We start from the raw sequence: 25,328 nt of genomic DNA, 5'->3' as shown, positions 1-25,328 counted from the left end.
ACATCACTGATGCCGAGGGCACCCTGTGGTTCGACGACGTGGCCGCCGGCCCGGCATCGATCGGCTGCTGACGCGCCGCCCGGACCTCACCCGGCACGTCGGCGCCGTCGCCCGGCGCCGTCACGCGCCGGGTGTCGTCTCCTTGCGGCGCAGCACCACCAGCACCGTGCCGCCTATCACCACCAGGCCGATGGCCACGCCCGCGATCAGCGGGGTGATCGCCGAGCCGCCCGTCGCGGCCAGGTCGGTGGTGTCCGCGGTGACGGCGCCCACCGTGGCGGGGCTGGGCTCGCTGCGTAGCTGGGCCGTCTCGGTCGTGACCGCGCCCTGGGTCCGGCAGTCCATGACGCCGGTGAAGCGGTGGCTGAAGCCGTGGGGGCCGGTGATCGTGAAGTCGTAGGCCTGGTCCTCCTGGAGCGGGACGGTCACCGTGCGGGAGGCACCCGCGGGGATGGTGTGCTCGACGCCCATCAGCTCGAAGGTGAACGGCTTGTCGCCCTTGTCGGCCACGACGATGTCCACACCGCCCTCGGCACAGTTCTTGCGGGCCGAGACGGCCGCTACGGCGCCCTCGGCCGCCCAGCCGGCCGTCACGGACGCGGAGACCGTGGACTCGCTGGAGCCGGCCAGGACCTGGGTCTGGCTGCGGCTCTCGGAGGCGAAGGCGCGGCCCACCGGCACGGTCGTCGACGCCTGCACGGTCAGCTCGGCCGTCCCGTCCGCCGCGTCCGCGGGCACGTCGAAGTACAGCCGGGTGCCGTTCTTCGCCGAGGTGATCCCCTTGCCGGTCTTGTCGGTGATCCGCACCCCGGCGGCCGCCGCGCCCGCCGGCGGGCTCACCGTGACGGCGCCCGCGTTGGTGTGCACGGTCACCGGTCCGAGCAGATCGCCGGGCCGGCCGGATACCGCGGGCGGGTCCAGGGTCAGCGAGGCCTGCGGTTCGGAGATGCCTCGGGCGTTCTTCTCCAGGTAGTCGGCGAGCTTCTCGGCCTGCGGGTCGACGGCGTCGACCTCGGCCCCGTCCGAGTAGCGCCAGATGGCCACCTGGGTGCCGGCCGCCGCGTCCTGCTCGGTCAGCCCCCTCGTGCCCGCCCGCCGTGCGAGCGCGGCGAGGTCGTTGACCTGGGGGTAGGAGTGCTGGAGTATCCAGCGGATCCGGCCCGCGCCCTTGTTGGTGCCCAGCGACGTACCGCTCCAGGCCGTCTCCTGGTACCGGGCGTCACGCTGGGTCGGGTTGTGGAGGTCGACGCAGTACGTCTGCAGGGTGCCGCCGCCGTCCACGGACATCTCGAACAGGCCCGCCGACACCCGCTGGTCGCCGCCGTCCCCGTGGATCACGGCCTCGCCGTAGGTCTTCAGGCCGTTGATCGTCGCCGTGGCCCCGCCCTGTCTCTGCGGCGTCCCCTCGGCCGCGGCCGTACCGGCGCCGGACAGCACGCCGGCTGCCGCGAGGCCGGTCACCGTGGTGGCGGCGGCCAGGCGGGCCGCTCCGGTGGACCGGCAGAACGCAGAGAGCGCAGCAAGCACAGAATTCCCCTTCGAGCAGGACCCGTTGGACGTGGGGGACGGTCCCACCAGCAGAATCGGCAGCCCCTAGGGGCACGCCCGGCATCCTATGGATCAGGCGGAGCCTCGCCCGCCGGTCGGATCATCCGATGGCCGATCCGATCTGGAATCGTTATCGCCAGGACGTCCACGAGCTGGCCATATCGACAAATCCACCGCTTCGTGCGCGGAGTTGAGGCGGTACGGACCGCGCCCGGGGCGGGCACGGTGCACACGGGCGGCACGGGCACGGTGCCGCACCGGGGGGAGGGAACGGAGCGCCGGCCGGGGCTCGGACGTCGTTCCGGTGCACCCCGGGCGACGCCCGACCGGTGTCACGTCGCCGCCGAACGTCGGGCTGACGTCACGTCAGGGACGCGTCCGGACCGACGGCGCGCCGCCGCCGCGATCGACTGACGTCACGTCACCACCCGGTCCACTGACGTTACGTCACCGCTAGTGCTGTCGCCGCTTCTTGTGGCTCCGGAGTCTCCTGGGGGTCGGTCTGTCGGGGTGTCTCCCAGTTCGGCTCCGGTCGGTTCGCCGTCGGTGGTGCCTCCGGTTTGGCCGCGCGGTGGAAGAGCGCCGTACCGCGGGACAGGTCATGGCCGATCGCCACGGCGTCGATGTCGGCCGACGTCCACTGCTGCTGCCCCTCACGCTGCTCCGTGCGCACCTTCAGCCGGCCCTGGACGATGACGGGCTGGCCCACCTCCACGCACGCGGCCACGTTGACCGCTAGCTGGCGGTTGGCCCACACCGTGAAGAAGTTGGTGTGCCCGTCCACCCACGCGTTCTTCTCCCGGTCCCAGTAGCGCGCGGTCACCGCCAGCCGGAACCGCGCCGACGGCCCCGCCGCCAGTTCGCGGTACGCCGGCTGGGTCGCCACGTTGCCCACCACGCACACGATCGTCTCGTTCATGTCCTCGCTCCCCTCCCTCGCCCGTCCCCTTCCGGCCGGGCGGGCACGCGTACGGGCCCGTCCCGTACGGCTGCGTCTGCCGTGCCGGCGCGTACGACTGCCGTACGTGCCCGCACCTCCCGCCGACCGCCCGTACCGTCCGCTGTGTCTCCGCCGGACCCGCCGTGCGATCGCCGTGACCTCAGACTGCCTCCGCCGGGCCGGGCCCGCTGAGCGCTGTGGACGACCACCTGCCTGTGGAAAACCTCGCCACCCGCGTGGGTGACCATCGCGTCACCGCGTGCAGGGGAAGCGCCGCCTCACCCCTTGGACCGCCCGTGTTCCGACCGCTGCTTCCGCTCCCTGTCAGCCGACCGCCACCGGCCCCTCTTCGGCTTCGGCGCTCGCCGATGCCTGGCCGCCCCCGCCCCCGCCCCCGCCCCCGCTCAACCCACCCCGGCGGCGCCGGTACGGGCGACCCTGCCGTACTGCTCGCGGACCTCCCGGTACCGCAGCAGCTCCGCCGCCACCGGGTCCAGCACCCGGGCCCGGCCGCAGCTCGCCGCCGCCTCCCGCAGCCGGCGTTCCGCGTCCTGGCCGTAGCGCCGTGCCGGGCCACGGGCCGCCATCCGGCAGCCCCACTCCACCAGCGGACCACCGACGATCCCGCACACCATCAGCAGCACCGGCACACCGAGGTTGGGCGCCATCACGCCGGCGATCTGGCCCACCAGCCACAGACCGCCCACGATCTGGAGCAGCGTCATCGCCGCCTGGACCAGCACGGCCATCGGCCACCAGCCCGGCCGCGGCGGCCGGCCCGGCGGCAGCCCGGCCCGCGACGCCAGATCGTCCAACGCCTCGGACAGCCCCTGGGAGCCGCGCACGGCAGCCTCGCGCACCGCCTGCGCCCACGGCGTGGGCAGCCCGGCCGAGGCGCGCTCGGAGACCGTACGGACCGCCTGTTCCACGCGCTGGCGAGCCGTGGCCTCCTCGTCCGCCTGGGTGCGCACCGGGATCCGGCCCGTCGTGGACTCGCCGCGGCCGTGGTACCAGCGCCACAGCCGCAGCCAGGGCGTGCCGCACGCGCGGTTGGCGTTGCGCAGCCAGGCGCGCTCGGCGGCCTCACCGGCCGCCGTGGCGCCCACCGCGTCCGCGAGCCGCGCGGCGAACTCCTCACGCGCCTCCTCGGTCAGGCCGACCCGCCGCCCGGTGGCGTAGACGGGCCGCAGCTCGGCCGCCGCGGCGTCCAGGTCGGCCGCCACCCGGCGGGCCGCCGCGCCGCGTTCCGCCACGAACTCGCCGAGCGACTCGCGCAGATCACCGACGCCCTCGCCGGTGAGCGCGGACAGCGCGAGCACCGTGGCACCCGGTTCGCCGTACTCGCCGAGCGCGATGCCGTCCTCGTCGAGCAGTCGCCGCAGGTCGTCCAGGACCTGGTCGGCGGCGTCGCCGGGCAGCCGGTCCACCTGGTTGAGGACGATGAACATGATCTCCGCGTGACCGGCCATGGGCCGCAGATAGCGCTCGTGGAGGATGGCGTCGGCGTACTTCTCTGGGTCGACCACCCAGATCACCGCGTCGACCAGCTTCAGGATCCTGTCGACCTGTTCGCGGTGCTGTACGGCCGCGGAGTCGTGGTCGGGCAGGTCGATCAGGACCAGCCCGCGCAACTGCGCCTCGCTCTCCTGGTTGTGCAGCGGCCTGCGGCGCAACCGGCCCGGGATGCCCAGCCGGTCGATGAGGCCCGCCGCGCCGTCGCTCCAACTGCACGCGATGGGCGCGGCGGTGGTGGGGCGTCGTACGCCCGTCTCCGAGATGGGCACCCCCGCGAGCGCGTTGAACAGCTGGGACTTGCCGCTGCCGGTGGCCCCGGCGAGGGCGACGACGGTGTGCCGGCCGGACAGCTTGCGGCGGGCCGCGGCCTCGTCCAGTACCCGGCCCGCCTCGGCGAGGGTGTGGCTGTCCAGGCGGGTGCGGGACAGCCCGACGAGTTCCCGCAGGGCGTCCAGGCGGGACCGCAGGGGGCCGTCGTAGGCCAGCGGGGTCGGAATGTGGCCGGCCGGGCCGCGGTGCGCGGGTTCGATCGCGGAGGCGCGTTCGGCGGCGAGGGCGGCGGCGTTGGCCTCGGTGACGCGCCGGGCGATGAGACCGTCGTCCCAGGTCTCCTGGGATTCCGCATCGGCTGCGGTGTCCGGGCCGGTGGCGGTGTCCGGGGTCGTGCCGGCCTTCGCCTTCGTCTTCGTGTTCGTGCGCGTGTTCGTGTTCGTGCGCGTGTTCGTGTTCGTCGTCGCGTGCGGTCCTGGGTCGGTGCCAGTGCCAGTGCTGGTACCGGCACTGGCGCTGACGCCGGTGCCGGCGCTGGCGCTGAGGCCGGTGCCGGTGCTGGCGCTGGTGCCGGTGCCCGGCTTGGCTTCCGCCGCGGTGCGGGGCCGGGGTGAGTGGACGTGTGGGCGAGGGACAGAGGCGATCTCACCGACGCCGGGCCCGCGCGCGGGTCGGTCAGGGGCGGCGCTCTCGCCGTGCGCGCTTGCGGGTCGCTCACGGTCCGCGTGCTCGCCGTGCTCGCCGTGCACGCGTGCGGGGCTCTCGCGGTCGGCGTCCTCGCCCGTCCCGCGAGCGTGCTGTTCACCGACGGTCTCCTTGCCCTCGCCCTTCCCCTTGCCGCCGCCCTCTTCCTGGTCGCCTTCACTGTGACCGTCACCCCGGCCGTGGCCGTCACCATCACCGCCGCTGTTCCGGCCAGTGACCGCGCCTCCGCCGCGGTTCTTCTCGCCGTTCCCGTCGGCGTCTCCCCCGACGTCCTCGGGGACGCCGAGGACGGAGACGCTGACGGCGGCGGACCGCGGGGCGGGGTTCGCGGTGCAGTGGTTGTCGGTGGCGGGACCGTCACCGCCACGGCTGCCCTCCGCGAGGCTCACATGTCCATTCCCGGGACTCACGTGTCCGTGCCCCTGCGCGGGGCTCTCCTGCCCGTGCGCGGGGTCCGCGTGCCCCTCCGCGCGGCGCGCCTGCCCGTTCGTGGGGCCGTCGGCACGCGCGGCGGTCGCGGCGTTGTCCGTGGGCACCGTGCCGACGCGACCGCTGTGCTCCGTGGACCGGGTGCCGCCACTGTCGCTGTCGTGATCGCCGCGCCTCATGTGGTCGGTGTGTTCGGTGTGGTCCTGGTCAGTGACGGCGGTCACCGGTCACCTCTCCTTCTGAAGTACCGACAGCGCGGCGATGAGTTCGGCCTGGTGCTCGGGATGGACGTCCAGGGCGTCGAGCGGGGCGAGTCGCCGTTCCCGTTCGGCGTGCACGACCCGGTCCACGTGTTCGATGAGCAGCCGCCCGGCCCGGTCCCGCAGGCGCAGCGCGCCATGGGCGCCGAGCCGTCGGGCGAGCCCCTCGCCGGCGGTACGTGCCCGGCGCCCGCCCAGCACCGCGGTCGCGACCAGGGCGGCGACGGCCTCCGAGTCGAGGGTGCCGGTGCGATCCAGGTCCCGTACCTCGTCTTCGGCGTACTCCTCCAGTTCCCGCCGCCAGCGTCGTACCGCCAGGCCGATACGGTGCTCGGCGCTCTCCAGGGACACGTCGCGGCCGGTGAGGCCGGGGGCGCCTGCGGCGGGCTCTCGCCGCCACACGTCGTCGACACGCTCGTCGGCGGCGGTGACGGCACACAGCAGCAGGGCCGCGAGGCTCTCCACGAGGGCGTCGAGGAGTTCGCCCGCGGTGCAGTCCAGGGGGAAGGCGCGCCAGCGTTTGAGGGCGTCCCCGGCGAGTACGGCGCCGGCCTGGAGGCGGCCCCGTACCCGCTCGTGTTCGCGGTCGTAGGCGGTCTCCACGGCTGAGGTGAGCCGGAGCGCCGCCGCGTACTGGGCGGCGGCGGCGCTGGCCAGCTCGGGCATGCGTGCCTTGAGCGAGTCGAGTACGCCGTAGGCGGTACGGGCCATGACGTACTGCCGGGCGGCGGCGTCCTGGGCGTGCTGGGTGAGCCAGCTCTTCAGGGGCGCGACGGCGGTGGCGGGCAGCAGCCCGGCACCCCAGGCGGACTCGGGCAGCTCCGGCACGGTGAAGCGGGGCACGTGACCGAGGCCGGCCTTGGTGAGCAGGGCGCCGTACTGCCGGGAGACCTCGGAGACGACCTGGTGGGGCACCCGGTCCAGGACGGTGACGAGGGCGGCGTCGTACTCCTTGGCGGTGCGCAGCAGGTGCCAGGGGACGGCGTCGGCGTAGCGGGCGGCCGTCGTGACCATGATCCAGATGTCGGCGGCGCAGATCAGTTCGGCCGCGAGGACACGGTGGTCGGCGAGCAGGGAGTCGATGTCGGGGGCATCGAGGAGGGCGAGCCCGCGCGGGAGGGAGTCGGCGGACTCGACGCGCAGTACGCGTCCGGGATCCTCGCCGGGGGGCATGTATTCGTCGACGGGGTCCTGGTGGGGCACCCACACGCGCGTCAGGTCGGGAAGCACGCGCATGCCGCTGAACCAGTGATGGTCCTCCGGATGGCAGACCAGCACCGGCGTCCGGGTGGTCGGCCGGAGCACGCCGGCCTCGCTCACCCGGCGGCCGACGAGAGAGTTGACGAGCGTCGACTTCCCCGCGCCCGTGGAACCGCCGACGACGGCGAGCAGCGGCGCCTCGGGTTCCCGTAGCCGGGGTACGAGGTAGTCGTCGAGCTGCGCGAGGAGTTCGTCGCGGTTGGCACGCGCGCGTGGGGCCCCGGCCAGGGGCAGCGGAAAGCGTGCGGCGGCGACACGGTCGCGCAGAGCGGAGAGAGTGTCGAGCAGCTGAGGCCGTACGTCCAAGGTCACCACATGTGAAGAATGCCCAATTTTAGGGGAATTCTGAAGCATATAGACATGTCTGCGTGCCGACGGGACAGAACGGACGGACGGGACGACTGGGACACGGGCCGGGTCGAGGCATAACGAGTGCACAACACCCGGTGGCGCAGGTCGCCAAAAACGGTGCACGATTCGCACCTGCCTGCGATTATCAGGACCGCTTCACCGAACCTCCACATCGAGCCACGGAGGCGAAGCGACAGGGTCAAGGAACCGGGAGCCCTATCCTTGACCCCGGCACCGTCACGGATCAGCCCCCACCAGGGCACCGCTCACGAGGCCACCCCACCCGGCCCCCGTAGCTCAGTGGATAGAGCAGGCGCCTTCTAAGCGCTTGGCCGCAGGTTCGAGTCCTGCCGGGGGCGCCACGTCTGAGCAGCAAGAACGCCCCGGAAGGGGTGACCCTTCCAGGGCGTTTCGCATCTCTGACGGCAACGCTGACGGCAACGTCCCCGCCGACTCACCGGCGCCGCGTCAATCGTCGCCCAGCAGCGTCCCGAGCCGATCCAGTGCCGCACGCTTCTCCCGCATGTCCGTGTGCGCGTAAATGTTCATGGTCACGTCGAGGGCACTGTGGCCCACGATGTCCCGAACGATGTGTGGCGGGATACCGAGCCCGAGCAGCAGCGTGACACAGGTGTGACGCAGGTCGTGGAAGCGGACCTCCAGTCCCAGCCGCTCACGAACCGGAAGGTGGCCGCGCCCGAGCCGTGCCCGAGCGAACACGTCGGGCCCTTCGGCGGCATCGGCGACAGTACGATCAACGCCGTGAGCGGCTACCCGCACGGCCCGACGGGCCGCCGGACGGAAGGTGACAAGTCCGTGAAGGCCCTGCGACTGCTGACCATGAACACCCTCTTCACCGGCGATGTCCCGGCTCGGCTGCGTGCCCTCGGCGCGGCGCTCGACCGGTCCGACTACGACATCGTCTGCCTGCAGGAGGTCATGTTCCGCCGCAACGCCCGGCTGATCCGCCGTGCCGCTCCTGCATACCGGCACGTCGCCTACTCGGGCTCGGTCCTGCTCAAGGGCGGCCTGGTGCTGCTGTCCCGGTGGCCGATCAGCCGATGGCGGTTCGTGCGGTACCCGATGACGGGCCCGGTGCGCGGCGAACTCCTCATGCGCAAGGGTGCCCAGCTAGCGTCCGTGACCACCCCGGACGGTGAACTGGTCGTCGTGAACACCCACCTGTCGGCCAACCGCGACGACGACTGGTCCCGCACGAACCGGTACACACGGATCGCTGGTGCCGAACTGGCCCGGCTCAGCGGGCTGATCGCGGCCATCGGCCCATCCCTGCCCGTCGCCGTGGTCGGTGACCTGAATGTCCCGCGCGACTCGGCGGTACTCGCCGAGTTCGTCGCCACGGCGGGGCTGCGCGACATCCTCGCCGGCGACACGCGTCCCACCTTCCGGCCCACACCTCGATGGCCGTCGCCGCCGGCCTTGGACCACGTACTGGTCCGGGCCGCGGCCGGGGAGACGCTGACCGGCAGCGCCGACTTGGTGTTCCAGGACAAGGTGACATTGGGTGACGGCCGCCAGGCCTACCTGTCCGACCACTACGGCGTGCAGGCGCGGCTGATCCGGTCGAAGTGACACTTGAGACCGGCCCGACCGGGCTTGAGGAGCACAGGGCGGCAGGCACGGAGCCGCCCGACGGGGGTAAGACGGGCACGGCGCCCAGGTGAGGCCTCACGCCCGGGCGGTCCCGCCGGCCCTGTGGCACCGCATCAGTCGGTGACGAGTACGTCCATCGGGCGCGCCTGCGCCGGGCGTTCTCCCGCCGGTGGGCCGGCGCCGACGCCCAGGTAAGCGCGTCCGGGCAACACCACAAATCAACTCCAGCACGGTGGTTATGGCCTGATACGCCGTAAGGAACGTACGAACCCAAGGCATGGCCCCCACCCAAGTCGCTCCGGGACGAAGAGGTCGTGGGTTCCATGCTGCGCCGGGATGGTGCGGAGCCAGGTCAGGCCCGGCGTCGCGGAGGCAGCACCGGGCCTGATGGGTGCCAACTGTCGCGGGGGGAATGTGAGGCCCCGATCAACCGTCATCAACGGTTGTCCCGCGGAGACGGGACGATCTCGGCAGGACCGCAGTGCCCGCTTCCGTGGTGCCAACCACTGGTGCCGGCGCGTTCGTCGGGCCAAGCTGCGGCACATGGACTGGATGCCGCTTCTCTCCACACTGACCGGTGCCGTCATCGGCATCACAGCCACTTTGCTCGCCGATCGCAACCGGTGGAGGCGGGAGGAGGCCAGGCATGCGTGGGAAGTACGGCGCGAGGTGTACACGGAGTTCGTGTCCGCCCTCAAGGCGGCGGGAGAGGAGATGCGGGCCGTCGCCTTGGGCGATCACATGTCCGCGTCGGCGCGTGATGCGGCCGTGAGGGAAGCCGTCCGTGGCGCCGGCCTCTACACAGCCAGTGAACGCCTCTGGCTCGTGGGCCCGCCGCAGGTCGTAGCGGCGGGCAACGAGGCGTTTCATGGCCTGCGCGCGATACGCGACGCTTACGCCCGGGGGGTGGCGGTCGGCTCCGCCGAGGAAGCGTCCCTGGTGGGAACGCGTCGTACGGCCATGGCTCGGATGCGTCGTCTCATGCGTGAGGATCTGGGTTTCGGGCCCCTCGGGATCGAGTGACGTCACCGGCATCCACGGTGCGTCGGCGGGGCGGCCGATCGCGGGGTCGTCCTTGGAACCGTGCGGCCGGACACCCCACTTGCTGTGACGACACGGCAGGGGGGCGCCGTGGCCGGTGGCCTCAGAGCTTGCCGAAGACCACTCCCCGCCAGGTCCAGCCGGACTTGAGGACGGTGTCGCGCAGTGGCTCGCGCATCCGGGCGCTGTCGAAACGGAAGGTCTCCGTCGCCTCGACGTGACCGTCGGCCCCGCGTCCGATGGTCCATTGGCGGCTGACGGTCCGGCTCGGCCCGCGCGTGTACTCCGATGTCACCTGGAGCCTCGTCGGGGTTCCGACCCGGCTGAGCTCCCACTGTTCCTCCAGAGCGCGCACCTCGTGCTCCTTGTGGTCCAGCCGCATCCGGATCCGCACCGCGTGACTGATCTGGGACTGCAGGAAGATCTGCTGCCAGGCGGGCTCCGTCAGCCGCCACTCCGCCAGCAGGTCGCACTGCTCACCGCCGCCGTACCGGATGACGTACGGAACCTCGGGCTGGTTGAGGCCGAGCAGCGCCGACCGCAGTTCCTGCCCCGGGACCGGCGGCACTCCCTCTGGCGGGTGCTGTGTGCCGGTCAGCTTGTCGAAGAGTCCCATGGGGTCAACCTACGAAGGGCGGTGCCGGTGGCACAAGCCTCGCCCGCCGCCCGTGAACCGCTACGGTGTCGCGCCCTCACCCGGGCGAACGCTGCGCACCAGGTCCCGGAAGTCGTCCAGCAGGGCGGGATGCTGTGACGCGGTGGAGGTGAACATCAGCCGGATCACGACCCGCCGGTGCGGGTCGTCGACGTCGAGCATGGACAAGTACGCCTGCGACTGGACGAGGTCGTGGCGCTGCCGGCCGGTGACGACCGAGAAGGCCAGGGTCTGTGTGAGGCCCGGCGCGTCCGCGGAGCCGGTCTCCCGGCGGTCGGTGACCATGACCGTCGCGACGGACCTGTCCATGACTTCCACCGACTCGTCGGCGATCTCGGGGAGCGTCGCCGGGTCGGGGCGGTATTCGCCGTCGACGGTGATGTTCGCGGTGAAGCCGGCGTCCGACGGCAGATGGACCGCGACGAACGCCGCACCGGGAGCGCCGACCTCGTCCGGGGGCGCGGCTCGCCAGCCTTGCGGCACATCGAACTGGATCGGGATCGGCAGGGTCGTCGACATTACGAGGTTTCCTTCCTCCGACGGCACACCCGTGGCGGTGAGCCACATGGAGCGCCGGATCGGAGCACGTAGAAATGGGGTCAGAACACGCTGGTGACCGCATGCCCGAACGAACTCGCACCATGGCTGACGGCACCGGCCAGGTCACCAGCGGTGTCGGCGACCTTGCCCGGGTCGACACTGAATTCGAAGCCCAGCTCACCGCCGAGGGCGGGAGAGAGACCCACCTTGGTGCTGAATTTCCACACGCCTTCGTTGTTCTTGCCGAGGTCCAGGCTGGCTTCGGCGCCGGGACCGGCCCAACCCTGGGCGGAGAAGCCCGCCGAGACCCCTCCGACGTCCGCGCCGACCTCGCCGCCGCCCTTGGCGCCCGCGAAGGCCTCGCCCCCCAGGTGTACACCCTCGCCGCCGACCCCCGCGTCGACGTTGGCCTCGGCCCCCGCCATGCCCTCGACCTTCGCGGAGACGCCGACCGGGCCGACACCGACACCGCCCTCGGCGGAGCCCTCACCCCCCGCGAAGACGCTCGCGTTCCCTTCCACGCCGTTCTGGGAGACGCCGCCGCTGGCGGAACCCTTGGCTCCGGCGTAGGCCTCGGCCTTTCCGTCGAGTTTCCACGGCCCCCGGGTGAGCGAGCCCTCGGCGCTCGCGCTGCCCAGGTCGGCGTGCGCCTCCGCCTCGCCGAGTTTGCCGGATCCGAAGTCCGGCCCCGTCGCACTCGCCCCGACACCGGGGCCGGACGTCTCGGTCTTTCCTTCGGACTTCCACCCGTCGGGTTCGGTCCGGGCGGCCTCTCGCTCCGCCTCGTCCTCGTACGTCTTGATGTCGCCGTGGGCGTGGCCGTTGAAGCCGGTGAGCGTGCCGTCACTGAGGTCGGAGTCGAGCACCACCCGGGTGAGGGCGTTCTCGACCTCGGTGTCGGTGTCGCCCATCTCCTTCACGAGCCGATCGATCTCCGCCTGCCAGGAGGTGACGGCCTTGCCGACGGAGTGCTGGTAGTCGGGGTCGTGGTGCAGGGCGTTGCGCTCACCGTCGGACAGCTTCGTGGTGTCGTACGAGACCACGCCTCCCTCCGATACCGCCATGCCCGCCTTGACGGCGTCCGCCCGGGCGGACTCCAGCTTCTTGCGGAGGTCCGTGAAGTCCGTGTGCGCCTCACGCAGCAGTGAGGCCACCGCCTTCGCCTCGACCTGCGCGGCCTGGAACTGCTTGAGCGTGACGTTGAAGCGTCCGTTCGCGGCGTCCGCGCTCAGCCCCGACCAGCCCGGAGACAGGGTGATGCCGTAGACGTCGCGCCGGTAGGCGGTCTCCTGCTTGTTGAACTCTTTCGCCATCCCGTCCCAGCGCTCTGCGGCCGTCGTGAGCGCGGACAGGTCGGTCGTCATGATCTCGTGATACGTCGGCATGGGTTCCCCGTTGTCATTGCCCGGCTGTCTGCGAGTTGCGGCCTCGGCCCAGGACCCAGCCGCGTGGCACCGCCCGGTCAGTACCCGTAGAGCGCCGACACCGAGTTGTTCGTCTGGGAACCGACCTGCAGGTCCGTGCCCTGCAAGGTGGTGTTGGCGCTGCGCAGGGCCGCCTTGTCCGCGGCGAGCATGTTCATCAGGTTCGTCACCTGCTGTCCCCAGGCCGTGTGCGCCTTCTTCAGCGCCCCCGAGGTGTGCCATCCGTCGTGGAAGGCCTTGACCGCCGTGTCGGTCTCCGTGTCCGCGTAGTCTCCGGCTTTGCGGGTGTCGGGCTGGATGTGCTGCTCGATGGCGTTGGCGGCGGTCTGTTTCTGGGCCGGCGTGGAGGCGAGCTTCTGCTGACCGCCGATCAGGCCCGGTGGAGTCGGGGAGCCTCCGGCATCGCCCGGTAGCTGGTTCAGTCGCATCCCGACGGACTGTGCCGTCGCGGTGCTTCCCGGTTCCGTGCCTGCCATCAGCCTTGCCTCCCGTGTCTGCCGCTGCCCGGCGCCGGCGTGGCGGACGCCCCCGTCGCAACGATCCGCTCGTACCGTAGCGCCCTCGGCCGAGTAAGCGGATCTGACCCAACTGGTTCCGCGAGCAGGTCAGTTAGGCGCCGGGGAGGCCTTGTCGTCGGCCTTGAAGTCGTAGTGGATCCGGCCGCCGCTGACGGAGGTGACCTTGACCGTCACGCCCAGGGTGCTGCCGTCGTCCGCCGTGAGCGTGCAGCGCGAGGTGGTGCCGACCTTGCCGACGAGGTCCTCGGGGCAGGAGACGTGCGGCTTCGGCTGCCCCGTGGCGGCGGCGAGCTTTTCGGAGAGCGTGCCGGAGAGCTTGTCCGCGGACAGCGTCGGCGGCGTGGACTTCTTGACCTCGACGGAGGACGAGCAGCCCAGGAGCAGCGTGCTGGCCGCGACGGCCGCGAGGATCGACAGGCCTGTGGTCGTCCGGGCTTTGAACATCGTGCACTCCTGGTCGGCTGGTCAGGGCGAGAAGACCCGAAGAGCATACTGGCGGGATGCCGTGGACATGCCGAAGGGGACGGCCATGACGGTCACACAGTTCCCCGGTCACACGGATTCTCCATATGCCTTCACGTCATCGACGGGAATGTCGCACCACGTCGAGAGGCGCGCGTACAGGGCTGAGGCCCCGGCGCGAGACCGGACGCGCTGTGCTGCCTGACGAACGCCCCGTCGAGGGGTGGTCGTTAGAGTCGTAGGCGGGAGGGAGACGACGTGCGACTTCGTTGTGCGGTGCTGGACGACTTCCAGGGGGTGGCCACCGAGTTGGCCGACTGGTCGGTGCTCGGGGAGCGGGTGGAGGTCGTCTCGTTGCGCGAGCACCTCGGTGACGAGGACGCCCTCGCCGCTGCCCTCGCCGACTACGACATCGTCGTCACCCTGCGCGAACGCGTCCCCTTTCCCGGCTCCCTGATCGCCCGCCTCCCCCGGCTGAGGCTGCTCGTCGCCTCCGGGATGCGCAACAGCGTCATCGACTACGCCGCCGCCGAGGCCCACGGCGTCACCGTGTGCGGTACGGCGAGCGCCAGTACCCCACCGGTCGAGCTGACCTGGGCGCTGCTGCTCGGTCTCGCCCGGGGGATCGTCCAGGAGAGCACCGCGCTGCGCCACAACGGGCCCTGGCAGTCGACCGTCGGTGCCGATCTGCACGGACGCCGGCTGGGGCTGCTCGGGCTCGGGAAGATCGGCAGCCGGGTGGCGCAGGTCGGGCTCGCCTTCGGGATGCGGGTGAGCGCGTGGAGCCAGAACCTCACCGAGGAGCGCGCCGCCGAGTCCGGGGTGGAACTCGCCGCCTCCAAGGAGGAGTTGCTCACCACGAGCGACTTCGTCTCCGTCCATCTGGCCCTCGGTGACCGTACCCGCGGTCTTCTCGGCGCCGCCGAACTCGCCCTGATGAAACCGACCGCCTATCTGGTCAACACCTCGCGCGCGGCGATCGTCGACCAGGACGCGCTGCTGGCCGCGCTGCACGAGGGCCGGATCGCGGGCGCCGGCGTCGACGTCTTCGACATCGAACCGCTGCCCGCCGACCACCCCATGCGGACCGCGCCCCGCCTCCTCGCCACACCCCACCTCGGCTACGTCTCCCACGCCAACTACACGACGTACTACGGCCAGGCGGTGGAGGACGTCCGGGCCTGGCTGGAGGGGGCGCCAATACGCCGGCTGCCCTGAGACCGACGGCCGCCCGCCCGACGCCGACGGCGTGCCCGGGGCGCCCTCGGACTCGCTCGGCCGGCCTCCGGGGCCGGGCCGGCTGCGCGCCGGGAGTGCCGGGTTCCGGGCAGAGGCCGGGCCGGCTGCGCGCGTCGGGAAGGTTGTCGTTGTCCATGGCCGGAGGGTAGGTGAGGGCCCCGGACCGGTGCCTGCGAATAACGCCGGAGGCGCGTGCACGCCGCCCCGGCTCGTCCGCCGAGGGCGCGTTGCCGTTGAAAGGGTGATCCCCGGCCGATCACCGTGACCAGCCCCGCGTGGCGCCGTTGAACGGACAGTGCGGCGGCTGGTCTGCCGCTGCGCTATCCGAGCTACCAAAGGAGAACGTGATGTCTCGCATCGCGAAGGCGGCCGCTGTCGCTCTCGGCACCAGTGCCGTGGTGATCAGCGGGGCCGGGCTTGCCCTGGCCGACGCCACTGCCGAGGGCGCGGCCGTCGGTTCCCCCGGCGTCCTGTCGGGCAACGTCATCCAGGTTCCGGTCCACGTGCCGATCAACCTCTGCGGCAACACCGTCGACGTCATCGCCCTGCTGAACCCGGCGTTCGGCAACGTCTGCGTCAACGACGGTCACGAGAGCAAGGCCGGGGGCTACGGCGGCTGAGCCGGCCGGCATCCCCAGGCAAGAGCCCCGGCACTCCGAGCGCCGGGGCTCTTCCCGTGCCCGCTTCACCCGGCGGGCACCTCACGCGTACCGGTAGATCCGGCTCACGTCCTCCAGCCGGTCCGGTGTCTCGTCCCACGGCGGCAGCTTCTCGTGCCGGGCGACGACCCGGCCGTGCTGGCCGTCGGTGGCCCGGGGCGGCTCGGCCGGCAGGTAGCGGTGGTCGTGGTGGGCCCGCTGCCAGCGGGACCACTGGAGGTCGACGAAGGCGTGGTGCAGCCAGAACACCGGGTCGTTCACGGACGCGCCGCCGAGCATCACGCCGCCGACCCAGCGGTGCACCCGGTTGTGGTTGCGCCAGGAGGCGCTGCCGGTGCCGGTCCCCCAGCCCTCCAGTTTGTTGCGGAAGCCCTTGCGGACGGTGGAGTCCCAGGGCCACGCGTCGTACACGGGGTCGTCGAGCGCCCCCTGGAGTTCGCCGCGGGTGGGCAGCTCGATGGGGGCGGCGGCCCGGCCCAGGTCCCGGGTGAGGAACCGGCCGTCGGTGACACCCTCGCGGATGGTCCAGTGGCCCGCCGAGTAGGCGAACGGACCGGTGGTCACCTGCTGGTCGGAGCGCCGCCCGTTGCCGCCGAGGAGGTCCTTCGTCCAGGGCACGGAGGTCGTCGTGCGGTCCCGGGTCCAGTCCCAGTACGGCACCGTCACCGAGGAGTCGACGCGGCGCAGCGCCCGCTCCAGCTCCAGCAGGAACCGGCGGTGCCAGGGCAGGAACGACGGCGCCATGTGGGCGCTGCGCAGGCCGTCGTCGCCGTCGGTGGTGTAGAAGTCGATGTGCACGCGCACGAACTCGTCGTACTCCCCGCGCCGTTTCAGCTCCAGCAGCGCGTCGACGAACCGCCGGCGCTCGGTGCGGGTGAGTGTGCTGACGTCCTTACGCACGTACGCCATGCCGGCCCCCCATGTACGTGTGGTCGCCCGGCCCGCTGTCGCCGACCGGTCCCGGTGCCAGGTCGCGCAGCCGCCGGCCGGGGCCGAGCCCGTCGACGGCCGCCCGGGTGGCCTCCAGGGGCGTGCGGTACGACGTGTAGTGGTCGACCATGCTCAGCCAGGTGCCGTCGGCCCGGCGCATCAGGTGCAGCGGGCGGCTGTCGATGGTGATCCGCCAGTGGCCGCCGGCCGCCCGGGGCCCCGCGGCCGGCATCAGGACGCCCTGGATGCGGCGGCCCCGATAGGTCTCGTCGAAGGAACCGCTCGCGGTGCCGCCGGCCGGGGCCGTGGGCCGGGACGCGGCGACGACCGGGGCGAGCGCCAGGGTGGCGGCGGAGGCCAGCAGCCCCCGCGCCACCTCCCTCCGCGAGGGTCTGCCCGCCCCCGCTCCGGCCCGCCGTCCCGCACCGACCGCCACGCCACCGACACCGACGACCATCGCTCGCTCCTCCTCCGGGTTCGGATGTCCTACCGATTAACCGGCGAGGGGGGCGCGGGGTCACCGGCGAAGGGCCATACGGGGTGTACGGGAGAAGGGGGCGTACGGCCCGGGGCACGGCGGAGTACGGGGGCAGGGCGCGTACGGCCCGGGACGCGGCGGGCCCGTCGGGGGCGCCCGCCGTCAGCAGCCGCAGCTCCGCGCCGAGCCTGGGCACCTCCATGTGCAGGGCCCTGAACACGCCGCCCGAGGGGTCCCTTCCAGGATGCGGGGATTCGACGTCCGTAGCGCGTATCGAGCGGGAAACGCTTCGGCGCACCGTTCCCCGGGTGCCGTAGTGGTCAGCTCGTCCAGAAGTCCCACCAACGGGTCAGTACGAGCATGCCGACCACCCCGATGTGCAGGACGGGAAGCACCCAGGTGAACTCGGCGAAGAACGCCGTGAGCCAGTGGGGCGCGGGCAGGAATCCGTGGCGCACGCAGACGGATGTCACGTACCAGAACAGGATGATCGTCGCGATCCAGGCCAGGCAGCACCACAGGCACAGCGCGTTGATCCGGTACAGCGACTCGAACTGGAGCCAGGACACGAAGCCGACGCCGAACAGGCAGCCCGCCTCGAACAGCAGCCAGTACCAGCCGGGGAAGCGGGCTCCGGCGAGCAGGCTCACGCCGGCGCAGACCACGATGCCGTAGGCCACCAGGCCCAGCATCGGGTTGGGGAACCCGAAGACGGCGGCCTGCTCGCTCTTCATCACGCTGCCGCAGGAGAGCACCGGGTTCAGGCTGCACCCGGGGACGAAGTGCGGGTCCTGGAGCAGCTTGAACTTGTCCAGGGTGATCACCCAGGAGGCCAGCACTCCCGGCGCCCCCGTGAGCACGATCAGCAGGGCGAGCCCGCGGCTCGCGCCCGCTTGCCGGCCCATCAAGCGCGCAGGCTGCGCGCGGGCAGGCAGAGGCGGGCGGCGGCGTTCGTGGCCTCCGGGGCACCCGCGAACGCGGCCGGCGCCTCCCCGGTGGCCGGCCGGCGGGGGCCGGCCGAGGGGCAGACGCGGGTGGCGCGGGAGGGGCGGGTTCCGCTCGGTACCGAGGTCATCGCGCGACCATACTGACGGGCCGCGGGGCGGTCCGGTCGCTTCTCACCCTTCCGGGCTAGTGCCCGGGGCCGCTCCACACGATCGGGGGACGCGGCCGGGGAGACACGCCGGGGGCCGGTCCCGCGGGTGCGGTACCGGCCCGTTCGGTGCGGCGGACGTCAGTGCCGCACAGGCAGGCCGCCCAGCAGCCCCTTCTTGTTGAGGGTCGTGGTGGTGCCCTTGACGCCGCTCAGCACGGAGTCCTTGTTCTCGGTGTCGAGCGCGTCCGACTGGTGCTTGAGCGGCAGCAGGTCGGTGACGGTGGGCGGGTGCTCGGCGACGTGGGCGAGCCCGCCGTTGACACTCAAGGGCGGCAGGTGCTGGGCGTCGTAGGCGAACGCGGGCGCGGCGACGCCGGCAAGGGCGACGGAACCGGCGACAACGGCGGCAGCCTTCAGGGACTTCATGGTGTTCCTTTCCTCGGCAACTCACGTCGCCCCGGGCATTCTGACGCCCTGCCTAACGAGGTCCGGCCGGGCCGGAAACCCCGCGCCGAGAAGACATATGAGATCCCCGTGGAGCCGGCGGGGAGTCCGGCCCCGTCTGGGCCGGTGACCGGCCGATCGGCGGGCAGGCCGGTCAGCCGGTGGCGGTCAGGCTCGGCGTCGCGGGGAGGGACGGCAGGGCGGGCAGCGACGGGAGGGAGGGCAGGGAGTCGATGCCGCCGGGGGCGGGCATGTCGCTGCTGAGGAGGGTCGTCCCGAGCAGGTCCACCAGTCCGGACACCACGTCGCTGGCGGACGACAGGAGCTGGTCGAGGCCGCCGGTGGCCGCCTGCACCAGGTTGTCGATCGCGGTCCGGAGGGCGGAGAGCGCGTCGTCCGTGAGGTCACGGGACGAGGGCGGCTTGCCGTCGTCCGCCTTGGCGGGGGTGGCGGGCTCGGTGGCCTGCGGGGACGCGACGGCCGAGGGGGAGGCGGCGGACGACAGGGACGAGGGGGAGGCGGCGGCCGAGGGGGAGGCGGGGGACGTGGGCGTGGCGGGCTTCGCAGGGGACGCGGGGGACGCGGATGTCGCCGGGGCGGGGTCCTCGGCGGCCTTGGCGATGGCCTTCTTCGCCGCTTCCCCCAGCCTGCTGGCCTCGTCGGTGGGCAGTCTGCCCTTCGCCAGCGACCGGTTGAGCAGGTCGACGACCGGGTCGAGGACGGAACCGGCGGCACCGAGGGCCCTCACCTGTGCGAGCAGCCTCTCCCCTTTCCGCCGCTGGGCCGGGCGTCCGGGGCACGGCGTGGCCGTGTCCGCGTGCCGTGTCGGCGGCGACGGCGGCGGGGCCGGTGATGCCGACCAGGACGGCCGCGCAGAGAGCGGTGGACGCGAGACGCCGGGCAGGCAGATCACGCATGGGTGTTCCTTTCGGTGAACAGTGGGGACCTGAGCCCACCGTCAGTTCACCGACGGCCGGACGCAACCGCTCATACACGGGACGTGATCTGTCCGGAGTAACACAGAACCGGCCGTCCGCGCCGCGGCGGATGCGCGGGCGGCCGGCCGGCCGAAGGGTTGCGTCCCGGTGTCAGTCGTTGACGCAGGTGTTGGCGAACGCCGGGTTCAAGAGGCCGATGACGTCGATGGTGTTGCCGCAGACGTTCACCGGAATGTGGACCGGAACCTGGATCACATTGCCCGACAGCACTCCCGGCGAGTTGGCGGCGACGCCGTGCGCGTCGGAGTCGGCGGAGGCCACACCGGCACCGCCGGCAACGGCCGCGACGGCGGCGGAGGTCAGGACCAGGCCCTTCGCGATACGCGACATGGAAGGTACTCCTTGGGATCGACGCAACATCCGGGCGGAATGCCCAGCGCTGTGTCAACGCGCCGCACTCCCCGGAGTTGTGCCGCCAATGGAGTGATGCGCGAGGAGAGATGCCTCTACGATTCCGACACAGTTGCCCGGTTTATCCATATTGATACGGATGTCGCTAGAGTTGCGAATCTCTCCAGTACGTGCGAAAGGGCACCGCCGGCCATGCGCAAGTTCCCGGGTTCGCCGCTGTGTACGACGGCGGGCGCCCTAGCCGTCCTGTCCGTCCCGGCCACCGCCCGGGCCGGCGCGCCCCCCTCCCCCGAGGCCTCCAGGGTGGCCTTCGCCCCGCGCCACCACGTGGTACAGCAAGGCGGGTTCGTCCACCCGGCCGCCGACACGGTCGTGGGGCACCGGGTGGCGCACGGCGCCGACGCCTTCCAGGCCTCGGCCGACGTCAGGCGGCTGGTGCGGGACAGCGGTTCGGGGCTGTGCACCGTCGCGCGGACCACCATCGCGCGGGGCAGGCCGGCGGCCGGGGCGGGCGGACGCGTCGGCCCGGTGGCGTACGACGGCGACCGCGGACGCGCGGGTGACGCGCTCACGTTCTCCGCAGGGCACCGGCGTACGCCCGTCGCACTCGGCGCCCCCGCGAGTCCCACGGACGGCGTACCGAACTCCACGACCAACGAACCAGGTGCCGTACCGGCCCGGCGGGTTCCGGCCTACGCCGACACGCTCGGCTACGACGCTGACGTGTCCGATCTCGGCCCGGCTCTGCGGCACGGCGGTGACCAGCCAGGCTTCCGGCTCGTTCCCCACGCGGACGCGGCGTGGGCCGGCGCGCACCCCGTCGCCGTGGACGCCCGGTGGTGAGACGCGTTCACGACCGCAATCCCGAGCGCCCCCCCGTGAGCGAGGAAACCCGCGAATGCACCAGCCAGCGCCCGACCCACGCCCCCGGGTCCTGCACCTCGCGCAACCCGTCGACGGCGGGGTCGCCAGGGTCGTGCTCGACCTGGCGCGGGCCCAGCTCTCGGCGGGTCTGCGGGTCACGGTGGCCTGCCCCGGCGGCGAACTGGCCGCGGGACTGCGGGACCTGGGCGCCGACGTACGGCAGTGGCGGGCGGGCCGGTCCCCGGGGCCCGGTCTGCCGGGCGAGGTACGGCGGCTCGTGCGCCTGATCGACGACGTACGACCCGCACTGGTGCACGCGCACAGCGCCAAGGCCGGGCTCGCCGCGCGGCTCGCCGTCCGCGGGCGCACGCCCACCGTGTTCCAGCCGCACGCCTGGTCGTTCGCGGCGGTCGGCGGACTCACCGCGGCGCTCGCCCTGCGCTGGGAGCGGTGGGGGGCGCGCTGGGCCGACCGGGTGGTGTGCGTGAGCGAGGCGGAGCGTGCGACAGGCGTACGCTGCGGGGTACGCGCCGCGTACACGGTCATCCCGAACGGCATCGACACCACCCGCTTCTCACCGGCCCTTCCCGTCGGCACGGCGGCCCCCTTCCACCCACCGCAGACCCCCGACGGCAGCAACGTTCCACCCGGGCCGTCCGCACCACCGGCACAGCCCGCACGGGGCCGCGCCCGCCGCACAAGCCCCGCCGGTGGCGGGGACGGCGCCGAGGCGGCACCCCTCGTCGTCTGCGTGGGACGCCTCTGCCGCCAGAAGGGCCAGGACGTGCTGCTGCGCGCCTGGGAGGACGTCCTCCGCGCGCTGCCGCGGGCCCGGCTGGTGCTGGTCGGTGACGGCCCGGACCGTGAGGCCCTGCGGCGGCAGGCACATCCCGGCGTGCACTTCACCGGCGCCGTCACCGACGTCGTGCCCTGGTACCGGGCCGCGGACCTGGTGGTGCTGCCCTCGCGCTGGGAGGGCATGGCGCTCGCCCCGCTGGAGGCGCTGGGCTGTGGCCGGCCCGTCGTACTCACCGACGTCGACGGCGCCCGCGAGAGCCTGCCGCCCGCCCTCGCCGCGCACTGCCTGGTGCCGCCGGAGGATCCCGTGGCGCTGGCCGGCGCGGTCACCGGTCTGCTGTCCGATCCGCCGCTGCGCGCGGCGCTCGGCGCCCAGGGGCGCCATCACATCCTGTCCACGCACGACGTACGGCACACCGCCGGACAGGTCGCGGCCCTCTACCGCGAACTCCTCGTCCCCGCACCGGCGGCGAACAGCGGAACAGCCCGGCCCGTGCCCTCCGAGCGCAGGGAGTCCACCCACTCGTGACTGCGGAAAGTACCGTCCCCTCCCCCGGCGCGCAGCCATGGGACCACGGACTCTCATCCGTCTCGGTCCTCCCGGCCCGTGCCGCCGGCGGCTTCCGGTTCCCGCTGCGGCGCCCGCCCGCACGGCCCGCCTCGCCGCTGCCGCTGCTCGCCGCCGACCTGTTCGCCGCGCTGGCGGGCGCGGTCACGCTGGACGGGGCCGCCGGCCGGCCGGTGCTCGTCGGCATCCTGGTGGCCGGCGCGCTGCTGCTGCGCCCGCACTCCGCCCGGCCGGTCCCCGGCATCCTCGACGAACTGCCCACGGTGTGCGGACGGATCGCGGTGGTCTGGCTGGCGCTCGCCACCGTGGTCGCCGCCCGCGACCCGGAGCGCGCACTCGCCGTCCACACCCTGCTGCTCGGCTGGGCGGCGCAGGCGGCGGCGGCCTGCGCGGGCCGGGGAGCGGTGCACTGGCGGCGACGGTCCGCGCTGCTGCGCCGGCCGGTCACCGCCCTGGTGATCGGGCCGGCCGTGACGGCGCAGCGGGTGGCCGCCGCGCTGCTCAGGCACCCGCGCTGCGGGGTGCGGCCGGTGGGCGTGGTCGCGGAACACCCGGACGGCCCCGCCGGCCTGCCGGTGCTCACCACCGGCGACGAGGTGGAGCGGGCCCTGGTCCAGAACGGGGTGCAGGCCGTCCTCACCGTCGACCCGTCCGTGCGCACCGGGAAGGGGCCGCTGCTGCGGGCGCTCGCCGAGTCGGGCTGCACGGTCTGGGAGGTGGACGCGGACTGCCCGGCGTACGAGGTGCGCGACCAGCTCGCCGGGTTCGCCGTTCGCCGCCTGGACCTGGGCGCGGGACGGCGGACGATCGCCGGGAAGCGGCTGCTGGACGTGCTGGTGTCCGGGACGCTGCTGGCGCTCGTCAGCCCCCTGCTGCTGGTGTGCGCGGTGGTGCTGCGGCTCACCGACGGGCCCGGGGTGGTCTTCCGGCAGGAGCGCATCGGCAAGGACGGCCAACCCTTCACCCTGCTGAAGTTCCGCACCCTCCGTCCGGTCGACGAGCACGAGGCGGCCACCCGGTGGAGCGTGGCCGGCGAACGGAGGATGAGCCCTTTCTGCCGGTTCCTGCGGCAGACCTCGCTGGACGAGCTGCTCCAGCTATGGAACGTCTTCTGGGGTGACATGAGCCTGGTCGGCCCGCGTCCCGAACGGCCTTACTTCGTCTCGCAGTTCAGCCAGGCCTACCCGGGTTACGCGGCCCGGCACCGCATGCAGACCGGCGTCACCGGGCTCGCCCAGATCAACGGGCTGCGCGGCGACACCTCCATCGAGGACCGGGCCCGCTTCGACAACGCCTACATCGACAACTGGTCGCTGTGGCAGGACGTCTGCATCCTGCTGCGCACCGCCGCCGCGCTCGTGCGTCCGACGGGGAGCTGACCGATGGCCCTCGCCCTGCCGCTCGACCGCCCCGCGCGGTTCTCCCCGGTGCTGCCGGTGGTGGCCGTGGTCGCCCTGCTCGCGCTGCCGGTCACGCCCGGCGCCGACGGCGGCGCCGGACCCGCCGACGCGCTGTCCGCGCTGGTCGTCGTGGTCTGCGCGGTCCGCCTGCTGCGGGCGCGCCGCCGCCCGCTCACCCGGACCGCCGCGGTGGTCCTCGGCCTGCCGGTGGCCGGCGTCGCGCTCGCCGCGCTGCACGCGGTCTCACCGGGCGCCGGGATCACCGGCCTGGGCCGCTACCTCCAGGTCTTCGTGCTGGTCCCGGCCGCCGTCGTGCTGCTCGTCCGCGACCGCCGCGACTTCCGGCTGCTGGCCTGGTCGTTCGTGGCCCTGGCGGGATGGCAGGGGGCGGTGGGCGTGCACCAGTACGCCACCGGGACCGGGGCCTCCTACCAGGGCGAGGACGTCCGGGCGGTCGGCACCTTCGGGGCGACGGACGTGATGGGCATGGCGACGGTGGTGGCCTTCGGGCTGGTGTGCGCGGTGGGGCTGGCGCTCGGCCGGACCGCGGCGCGCGAGCGTGCGGTCGCCGTCTGCTGCGCGCTCGCCCTGGCCGTCCCCCTCGCCCTGTCCTTCAGCCGGGGCGCCTGGATCGCCACCGTGGTCACGCTCACCGTCCAGCTTGTACTGTCCGGGCCGCGCCGGGCGCTGCGGGTGGGGGCGGCAGTGGTGGCCGTGGGTGTGGTGCTGGTGGGCGGGTTCGGGACGGGTACGGCCATGCTCCAGGAGCGGATCGACAGCATCGGCCAGGTCGCCGAGGCGCCCGACCAGTCGGTCACCGACCGGTACACGATGTGGGCCGCGGCCGGCGACATGTGGCGGGAGCGCCCGCTGACCGGCGTCGGGCTGAAGGGGTTCCCCGAGTACCGCGACGGGTACGCCTCGCTCGGGCTGTCCTCGGGCAGCGACACCGAGGGCGCGGGCGCCGCCTTCCGCCGGCAGCCGCTGTTGTCCCCGCACAACATGTACCTGCTGGTCCTCGGCGAACAGGGCCTGATCGGGCTGCTCTGCCTGGCGGGCGGCTGGCTCGCCCTGCTGGTGTGCGCCCTGCGCGGCCTGTGGCGGGCCCGCGCGGCCGGCGGCCGGGGCCTGGACTGCGCCCTGGTCGCCTGCGGGCTGCTGGTGTGGCAACTGGTGGACTTCGCGTACGCCGACATCGGCGGCCCCTCGACCGTGCTGACGGCGGTGTGCTTCGGCCTGGTCGCCTGGTGGGCGCTGGCCGGCGCCGACCGGGTTGCCCGCGACGAGCGCACCGCCGTGACGGCCGGACGGGGAACGGTGACGGGTGAGGCGGCCCTGCGATGACGACGACACCGCCCCGCCCGCCCCGCACTCCGTCGGAGTGCCGGAGGCCGACACGATGACGACCCCCACAACCGGCGGACCCCCGGACCCGGAGACGGCCACCGCGGAACAGCCGACGACGCGTGCGGGCCGGGGCTGGCGCCCGGGCCCGGACTCCGCCCCAGGGACCGGCGTGGCACCGGGGCCGGTGGTGAGTCCGGGTGCGGAGGCCGGCGCGGTTCCCGCCCCGACGGTCGGTTCGGGCTCCGGGCCGCAGGACGGTTCGGCACCGACATCGACAGCGCGTTCGGGGCCGGGTGCGGAGGCCGGGGCGACGCCGACAGGGCGTACCTGGGCCGGGGCCTGGCCGAGAGCCGGTACGGCGCAGAGGCCCACAGTGGCTCCCGACCTGGGGTTCGGGTCGGGGACCGGTTCCGAGGCCGGTGGCGTGTCCAGGCCTGCGGCCGTGTCGGAGGCCGATGGTGGCAGGGCCGCCCTTCCGCTGGCCCGGTCGGCCGTGCCCCAACCGGCGCATCGCACCACGGCAGTGGGCCCGCCCACGGCCCCTGCGGACCCCGCACCCACCCCACCGGCCCCACCGGCGGTATCACCCCCGGCATCGCCGGCCCCCGGGCCGGCGCACGCGCC

The 25,328-nt window shown here is 73.1% G+C and carries 24 protein-coding genes, 1 tRNA gene and 1 pseudogene; 9 read left to right on the top strand and 17 right to left on the bottom strand.

Features of this window, described 5'->3' with window-relative positions; all coding sequences use genetic code 11:
* Window positions 1–120 precede the first annotated feature (120 nt).
* The 4 genes from D9753_RS23210 to D9753_RS23195 all read right to left on the bottom strand — a co-directional run bounded on the left by D9753_RS23210 (window position 121) and on the right by D9753_RS23195 (window position 7,242).
* Complete coding sequence (locus tag D9753_RS23210; protein ID WP_240468258.1) at window positions 121–1,527, bottom strand: Cys-Gln thioester bond-forming surface protein; 1,407 nt, start codon at window positions 1,525–1,527, stop codon at window positions 121–123.
* 463 nt (window positions 1,528–1,990) lie between these two features.
* Complete coding sequence (locus tag D9753_RS23205; protein WP_121788744.1) at window positions 1,991–2,467, bottom strand: single-stranded DNA-binding protein; 477 nt, start codon at window positions 2,465–2,467, stop codon at window positions 1,991–1,993.
* A 425-nt stretch (window positions 2,468–2,892) separates the two neighbouring features.
* Window positions 2,893–4,917, bottom strand: a complete 2,025-nt coding sequence (locus tag D9753_RS23200; protein ID WP_240468486.1) for a YfjP family GTPase — start codon at window positions 4,915–4,917, stop codon at window positions 2,893–2,895.
* A gap of 717 nt (window positions 4,918–5,634) precedes the next feature.
* Complete coding sequence (locus tag D9753_RS23195) at window positions 5,635–7,242, bottom strand: dynamin family protein (RefSeq protein ID WP_121788742.1); 1,608 nt, start codon at window positions 7,240–7,242, stop codon at window positions 5,635–5,637.
* 322 nt (window positions 7,243–7,564) lie between these two features.
* On the opposite strand from D9753_RS23195, the gene D9753_RS23190 reads away from it, so the two are divergent.
* Window positions 7,565–7,640: transfer RNA gene (locus D9753_RS23190), tRNA-Arg, on the top strand.
* A gap of 106 nt (window positions 7,641–7,746) precedes the next feature.
* Here the strand turns inward: D9753_RS23190 and D9753_RS23185 are convergent.
* Window positions 7,747–7,980, bottom strand: a pseudogene (locus D9753_RS23185) (tyrosine-type recombinase/integrase); the annotation flags it as partial.
* Between the two features lie 60 nt (window positions 7,981–8,040).
* Here D9753_RS23185 and D9753_RS23180 point away from each other — a divergent pair.
* Both D9753_RS23180 and D9753_RS23175 read left to right on the top strand, forming a co-directional pair.
* Window positions 8,041–8,871: an endonuclease/exonuclease/phosphatase family protein gene (locus D9753_RS23180; protein ID WP_121788741.1), complete on the top strand. Its 831-nt coding sequence runs from the start codon at window positions 8,041–8,043 to the stop codon at window positions 8,869–8,871.
* A 564-nt stretch (window positions 8,872–9,435) separates the two neighbouring features.
* Complete coding sequence (locus D9753_RS23175; RefSeq protein ID WP_240468256.1) at window positions 9,436–9,915, top strand: hypothetical protein; 480 nt, start codon at window positions 9,436–9,438, stop codon at window positions 9,913–9,915.
* A 121-nt stretch (window positions 9,916–10,036) separates the two neighbouring features.
* Here D9753_RS23175 and D9753_RS23170 read toward each other — a convergent pair whose 3' ends face one another.
* The 5 genes from D9753_RS23170 to D9753_RS23150 all read right to left on the bottom strand — a co-directional run bounded on the left by D9753_RS23170 (window position 10,037) and on the right by D9753_RS23150 (window position 13,514).
* Complete coding sequence (locus D9753_RS23170; protein ID WP_121788740.1) at window positions 10,037–10,549, bottom strand: hypothetical protein; 513 nt, start codon at window positions 10,547–10,549, stop codon at window positions 10,037–10,039.
* 60 nt (window positions 10,550–10,609) lie between these two features.
* On the bottom strand, window positions 10,610–11,107 hold the full coding sequence (locus D9753_RS23165; RefSeq protein ID WP_121788739.1) for a hypothetical protein: 498 nt from the start codon (window positions 11,105–11,107) through the stop codon (window positions 10,610–10,612).
* A gap of 80 nt (window positions 11,108–11,187) precedes the next feature.
* On the bottom strand, window positions 11,188–12,492 hold the full coding sequence (locus D9753_RS23160; protein WP_163010765.1) for a hypothetical protein: 1,305 nt from the start codon (window positions 12,490–12,492) through the stop codon (window positions 11,188–11,190).
* A gap of 98 nt (window positions 12,493–12,590) precedes the next feature.
* A complete protein-coding gene (locus D9753_RS23155; protein WP_240468255.1) occupies window positions 12,591–13,028 on the bottom strand; it encodes a hypothetical protein in 438 nt (145 codons plus the stop codon).
* A 129-nt stretch (window positions 13,029–13,157) separates the two neighbouring features.
* Window positions 13,158–13,514 carry a DUF4333 domain-containing protein gene (locus tag D9753_RS23150; protein ID WP_121788737.1) on the bottom strand — a complete coding sequence of 119 codons (357 nt, stop codon included), beginning with the start codon at window positions 13,512–13,514 and terminating at the stop codon, window positions 13,158–13,160.
* A 276-nt stretch (window positions 13,515–13,790) separates the two neighbouring features.
* Between D9753_RS23150 and D9753_RS23145 the strand changes: the two genes are divergently transcribed.
* Window positions 13,791–14,750 carry a D-2-hydroxyacid dehydrogenase family protein gene (locus D9753_RS23145; protein ID WP_121788736.1) on the top strand — a complete coding sequence of 320 codons (960 nt, stop codon included), beginning with the start codon at window positions 13,791–13,793 and terminating at the stop codon, window positions 14,748–14,750.
* A gap of 368 nt (window positions 14,751–15,118) precedes the next feature.
* Window positions 15,119–15,391: a chaplin gene (locus D9753_RS23140; protein WP_121788735.1), complete on the top strand. Its 273-nt coding sequence runs from the start codon at window positions 15,119–15,121 to the stop codon at window positions 15,389–15,391.
* An 81-nt stretch (window positions 15,392–15,472) separates the two neighbouring features.
* Here D9753_RS23140 and D9753_RS23135 read toward each other — a convergent pair whose 3' ends face one another.
* The 7 genes from D9753_RS23135 to D9753_RS23110 form a co-directional block, all read right to left on the bottom strand.
* Window positions 15,473–16,339: a tyrosinase family protein gene (locus D9753_RS23135; RefSeq protein ID WP_121788734.1), complete on the bottom strand. Its 867-nt coding sequence runs from the start codon at window positions 16,337–16,339 to the stop codon at window positions 15,473–15,475.
* Window positions 16,323–16,817 carry a tyrosinase family oxidase copper chaperone gene (locus D9753_RS23130; RefSeq protein ID WP_121788733.1) on the bottom strand — a complete coding sequence of 165 codons (495 nt, stop codon included), beginning with the start codon at window positions 16,815–16,817 and terminating at the stop codon, window positions 16,323–16,325. The genes D9753_RS23135 and D9753_RS23130 overlap by 17 nt, the downstream gene beginning before the upstream one ends.
* A gap of 341 nt (window positions 16,818–17,158) precedes the next feature.
* A complete protein-coding gene (locus D9753_RS23125) occupies window positions 17,159–17,743 on the bottom strand; it encodes a vitamin K epoxide reductase family protein (protein ID WP_121788732.1) in 585 nt (194 codons plus the stop codon).
* On the bottom strand, window positions 17,743–17,913 hold the full coding sequence (locus tag D9753_RS36650) for a DUF5949 family protein (protein WP_163010550.1): 171 nt from the start codon (window positions 17,911–17,913) through the stop codon (window positions 17,743–17,745). Before D9753_RS36650 ends, D9753_RS23125 begins: the two co-directional genes overlap by 1 nt.
* Before the next feature lie 159 nt (window positions 17,914–18,072).
* Window positions 18,073–18,360: a hypothetical protein gene (locus tag D9753_RS23120; RefSeq protein ID WP_121788731.1), complete on the bottom strand. Its 288-nt coding sequence runs from the start codon at window positions 18,358–18,360 to the stop codon at window positions 18,073–18,075.
* A 172-nt stretch (window positions 18,361–18,532) separates the two neighbouring features.
* The gene (locus tag D9753_RS23115; RefSeq protein ID WP_240468254.1) at window positions 18,533–19,126 is read right to left on the bottom strand and encodes a hypothetical protein; all 594 of its coding nucleotides are present in this window, start codon (window positions 19,124–19,126) and stop codon (window positions 18,533–18,535) included.
* A 340-nt stretch (window positions 19,127–19,466) separates the two neighbouring features.
* A complete protein-coding gene (locus tag D9753_RS23110) occupies window positions 19,467–19,706 on the bottom strand; it encodes a chaplin (RefSeq protein WP_121788730.1) in 240 nt (79 codons plus the stop codon).
* 213 nt (window positions 19,707–19,919) lie between these two features.
* Between D9753_RS23110 and D9753_RS23105 the strand changes: the two genes are divergently transcribed.
* From D9753_RS23105 to D9753_RS23090, 4 genes are read left to right on the top strand one after another with little or no spacing between them, the layout of a single operon-like run.
* Complete coding sequence (locus D9753_RS23105) at window positions 19,920–20,570, top strand: hypothetical protein (RefSeq protein ID WP_121788729.1); 651 nt, start codon at window positions 19,920–19,922, stop codon at window positions 20,568–20,570.
* A 55-nt stretch (window positions 20,571–20,625) separates the two neighbouring features.
* Window positions 20,626–21,918 carry a glycosyltransferase gene (locus D9753_RS23100; RefSeq protein ID WP_121788728.1) on the top strand — a complete coding sequence of 431 codons (1,293 nt, stop codon included), beginning with the start codon at window positions 20,626–20,628 and terminating at the stop codon, window positions 21,916–21,918.
* A complete protein-coding gene (locus D9753_RS23095; RefSeq protein WP_121788727.1) occupies window positions 21,915–23,336 on the top strand; it encodes an exopolysaccharide biosynthesis polyprenyl glycosylphosphotransferase in 1,422 nt (473 codons plus the stop codon). The genes D9753_RS23100 and D9753_RS23095 overlap by 4 nt, the downstream gene beginning before the upstream one ends.
* Window positions 23,337–23,339: 3 nt before the next feature.
* Entirely contained in the window at window positions 23,340–24,701 is a 1,362-nt protein-coding gene (locus D9753_RS23090; RefSeq protein ID WP_121788726.1) for an O-antigen ligase family protein, read from the top strand.
* Window positions 24,702–25,328: the final 627 nt, after the last annotated feature.

The sequence above is a fragment of the Streptomyces dangxiongensis genome, assembly GCF_003675325.1.
Taxonomy (GTDB): domain Bacteria; phylum Actinomycetota; class Actinomycetes; order Streptomycetales; family Streptomycetaceae; genus Streptomyces; species Streptomyces dangxiongensis.
Note: the sequence above shows the minus strand (reverse complement) of the source record. Positions and strands in the feature narration are given on the sequence as shown.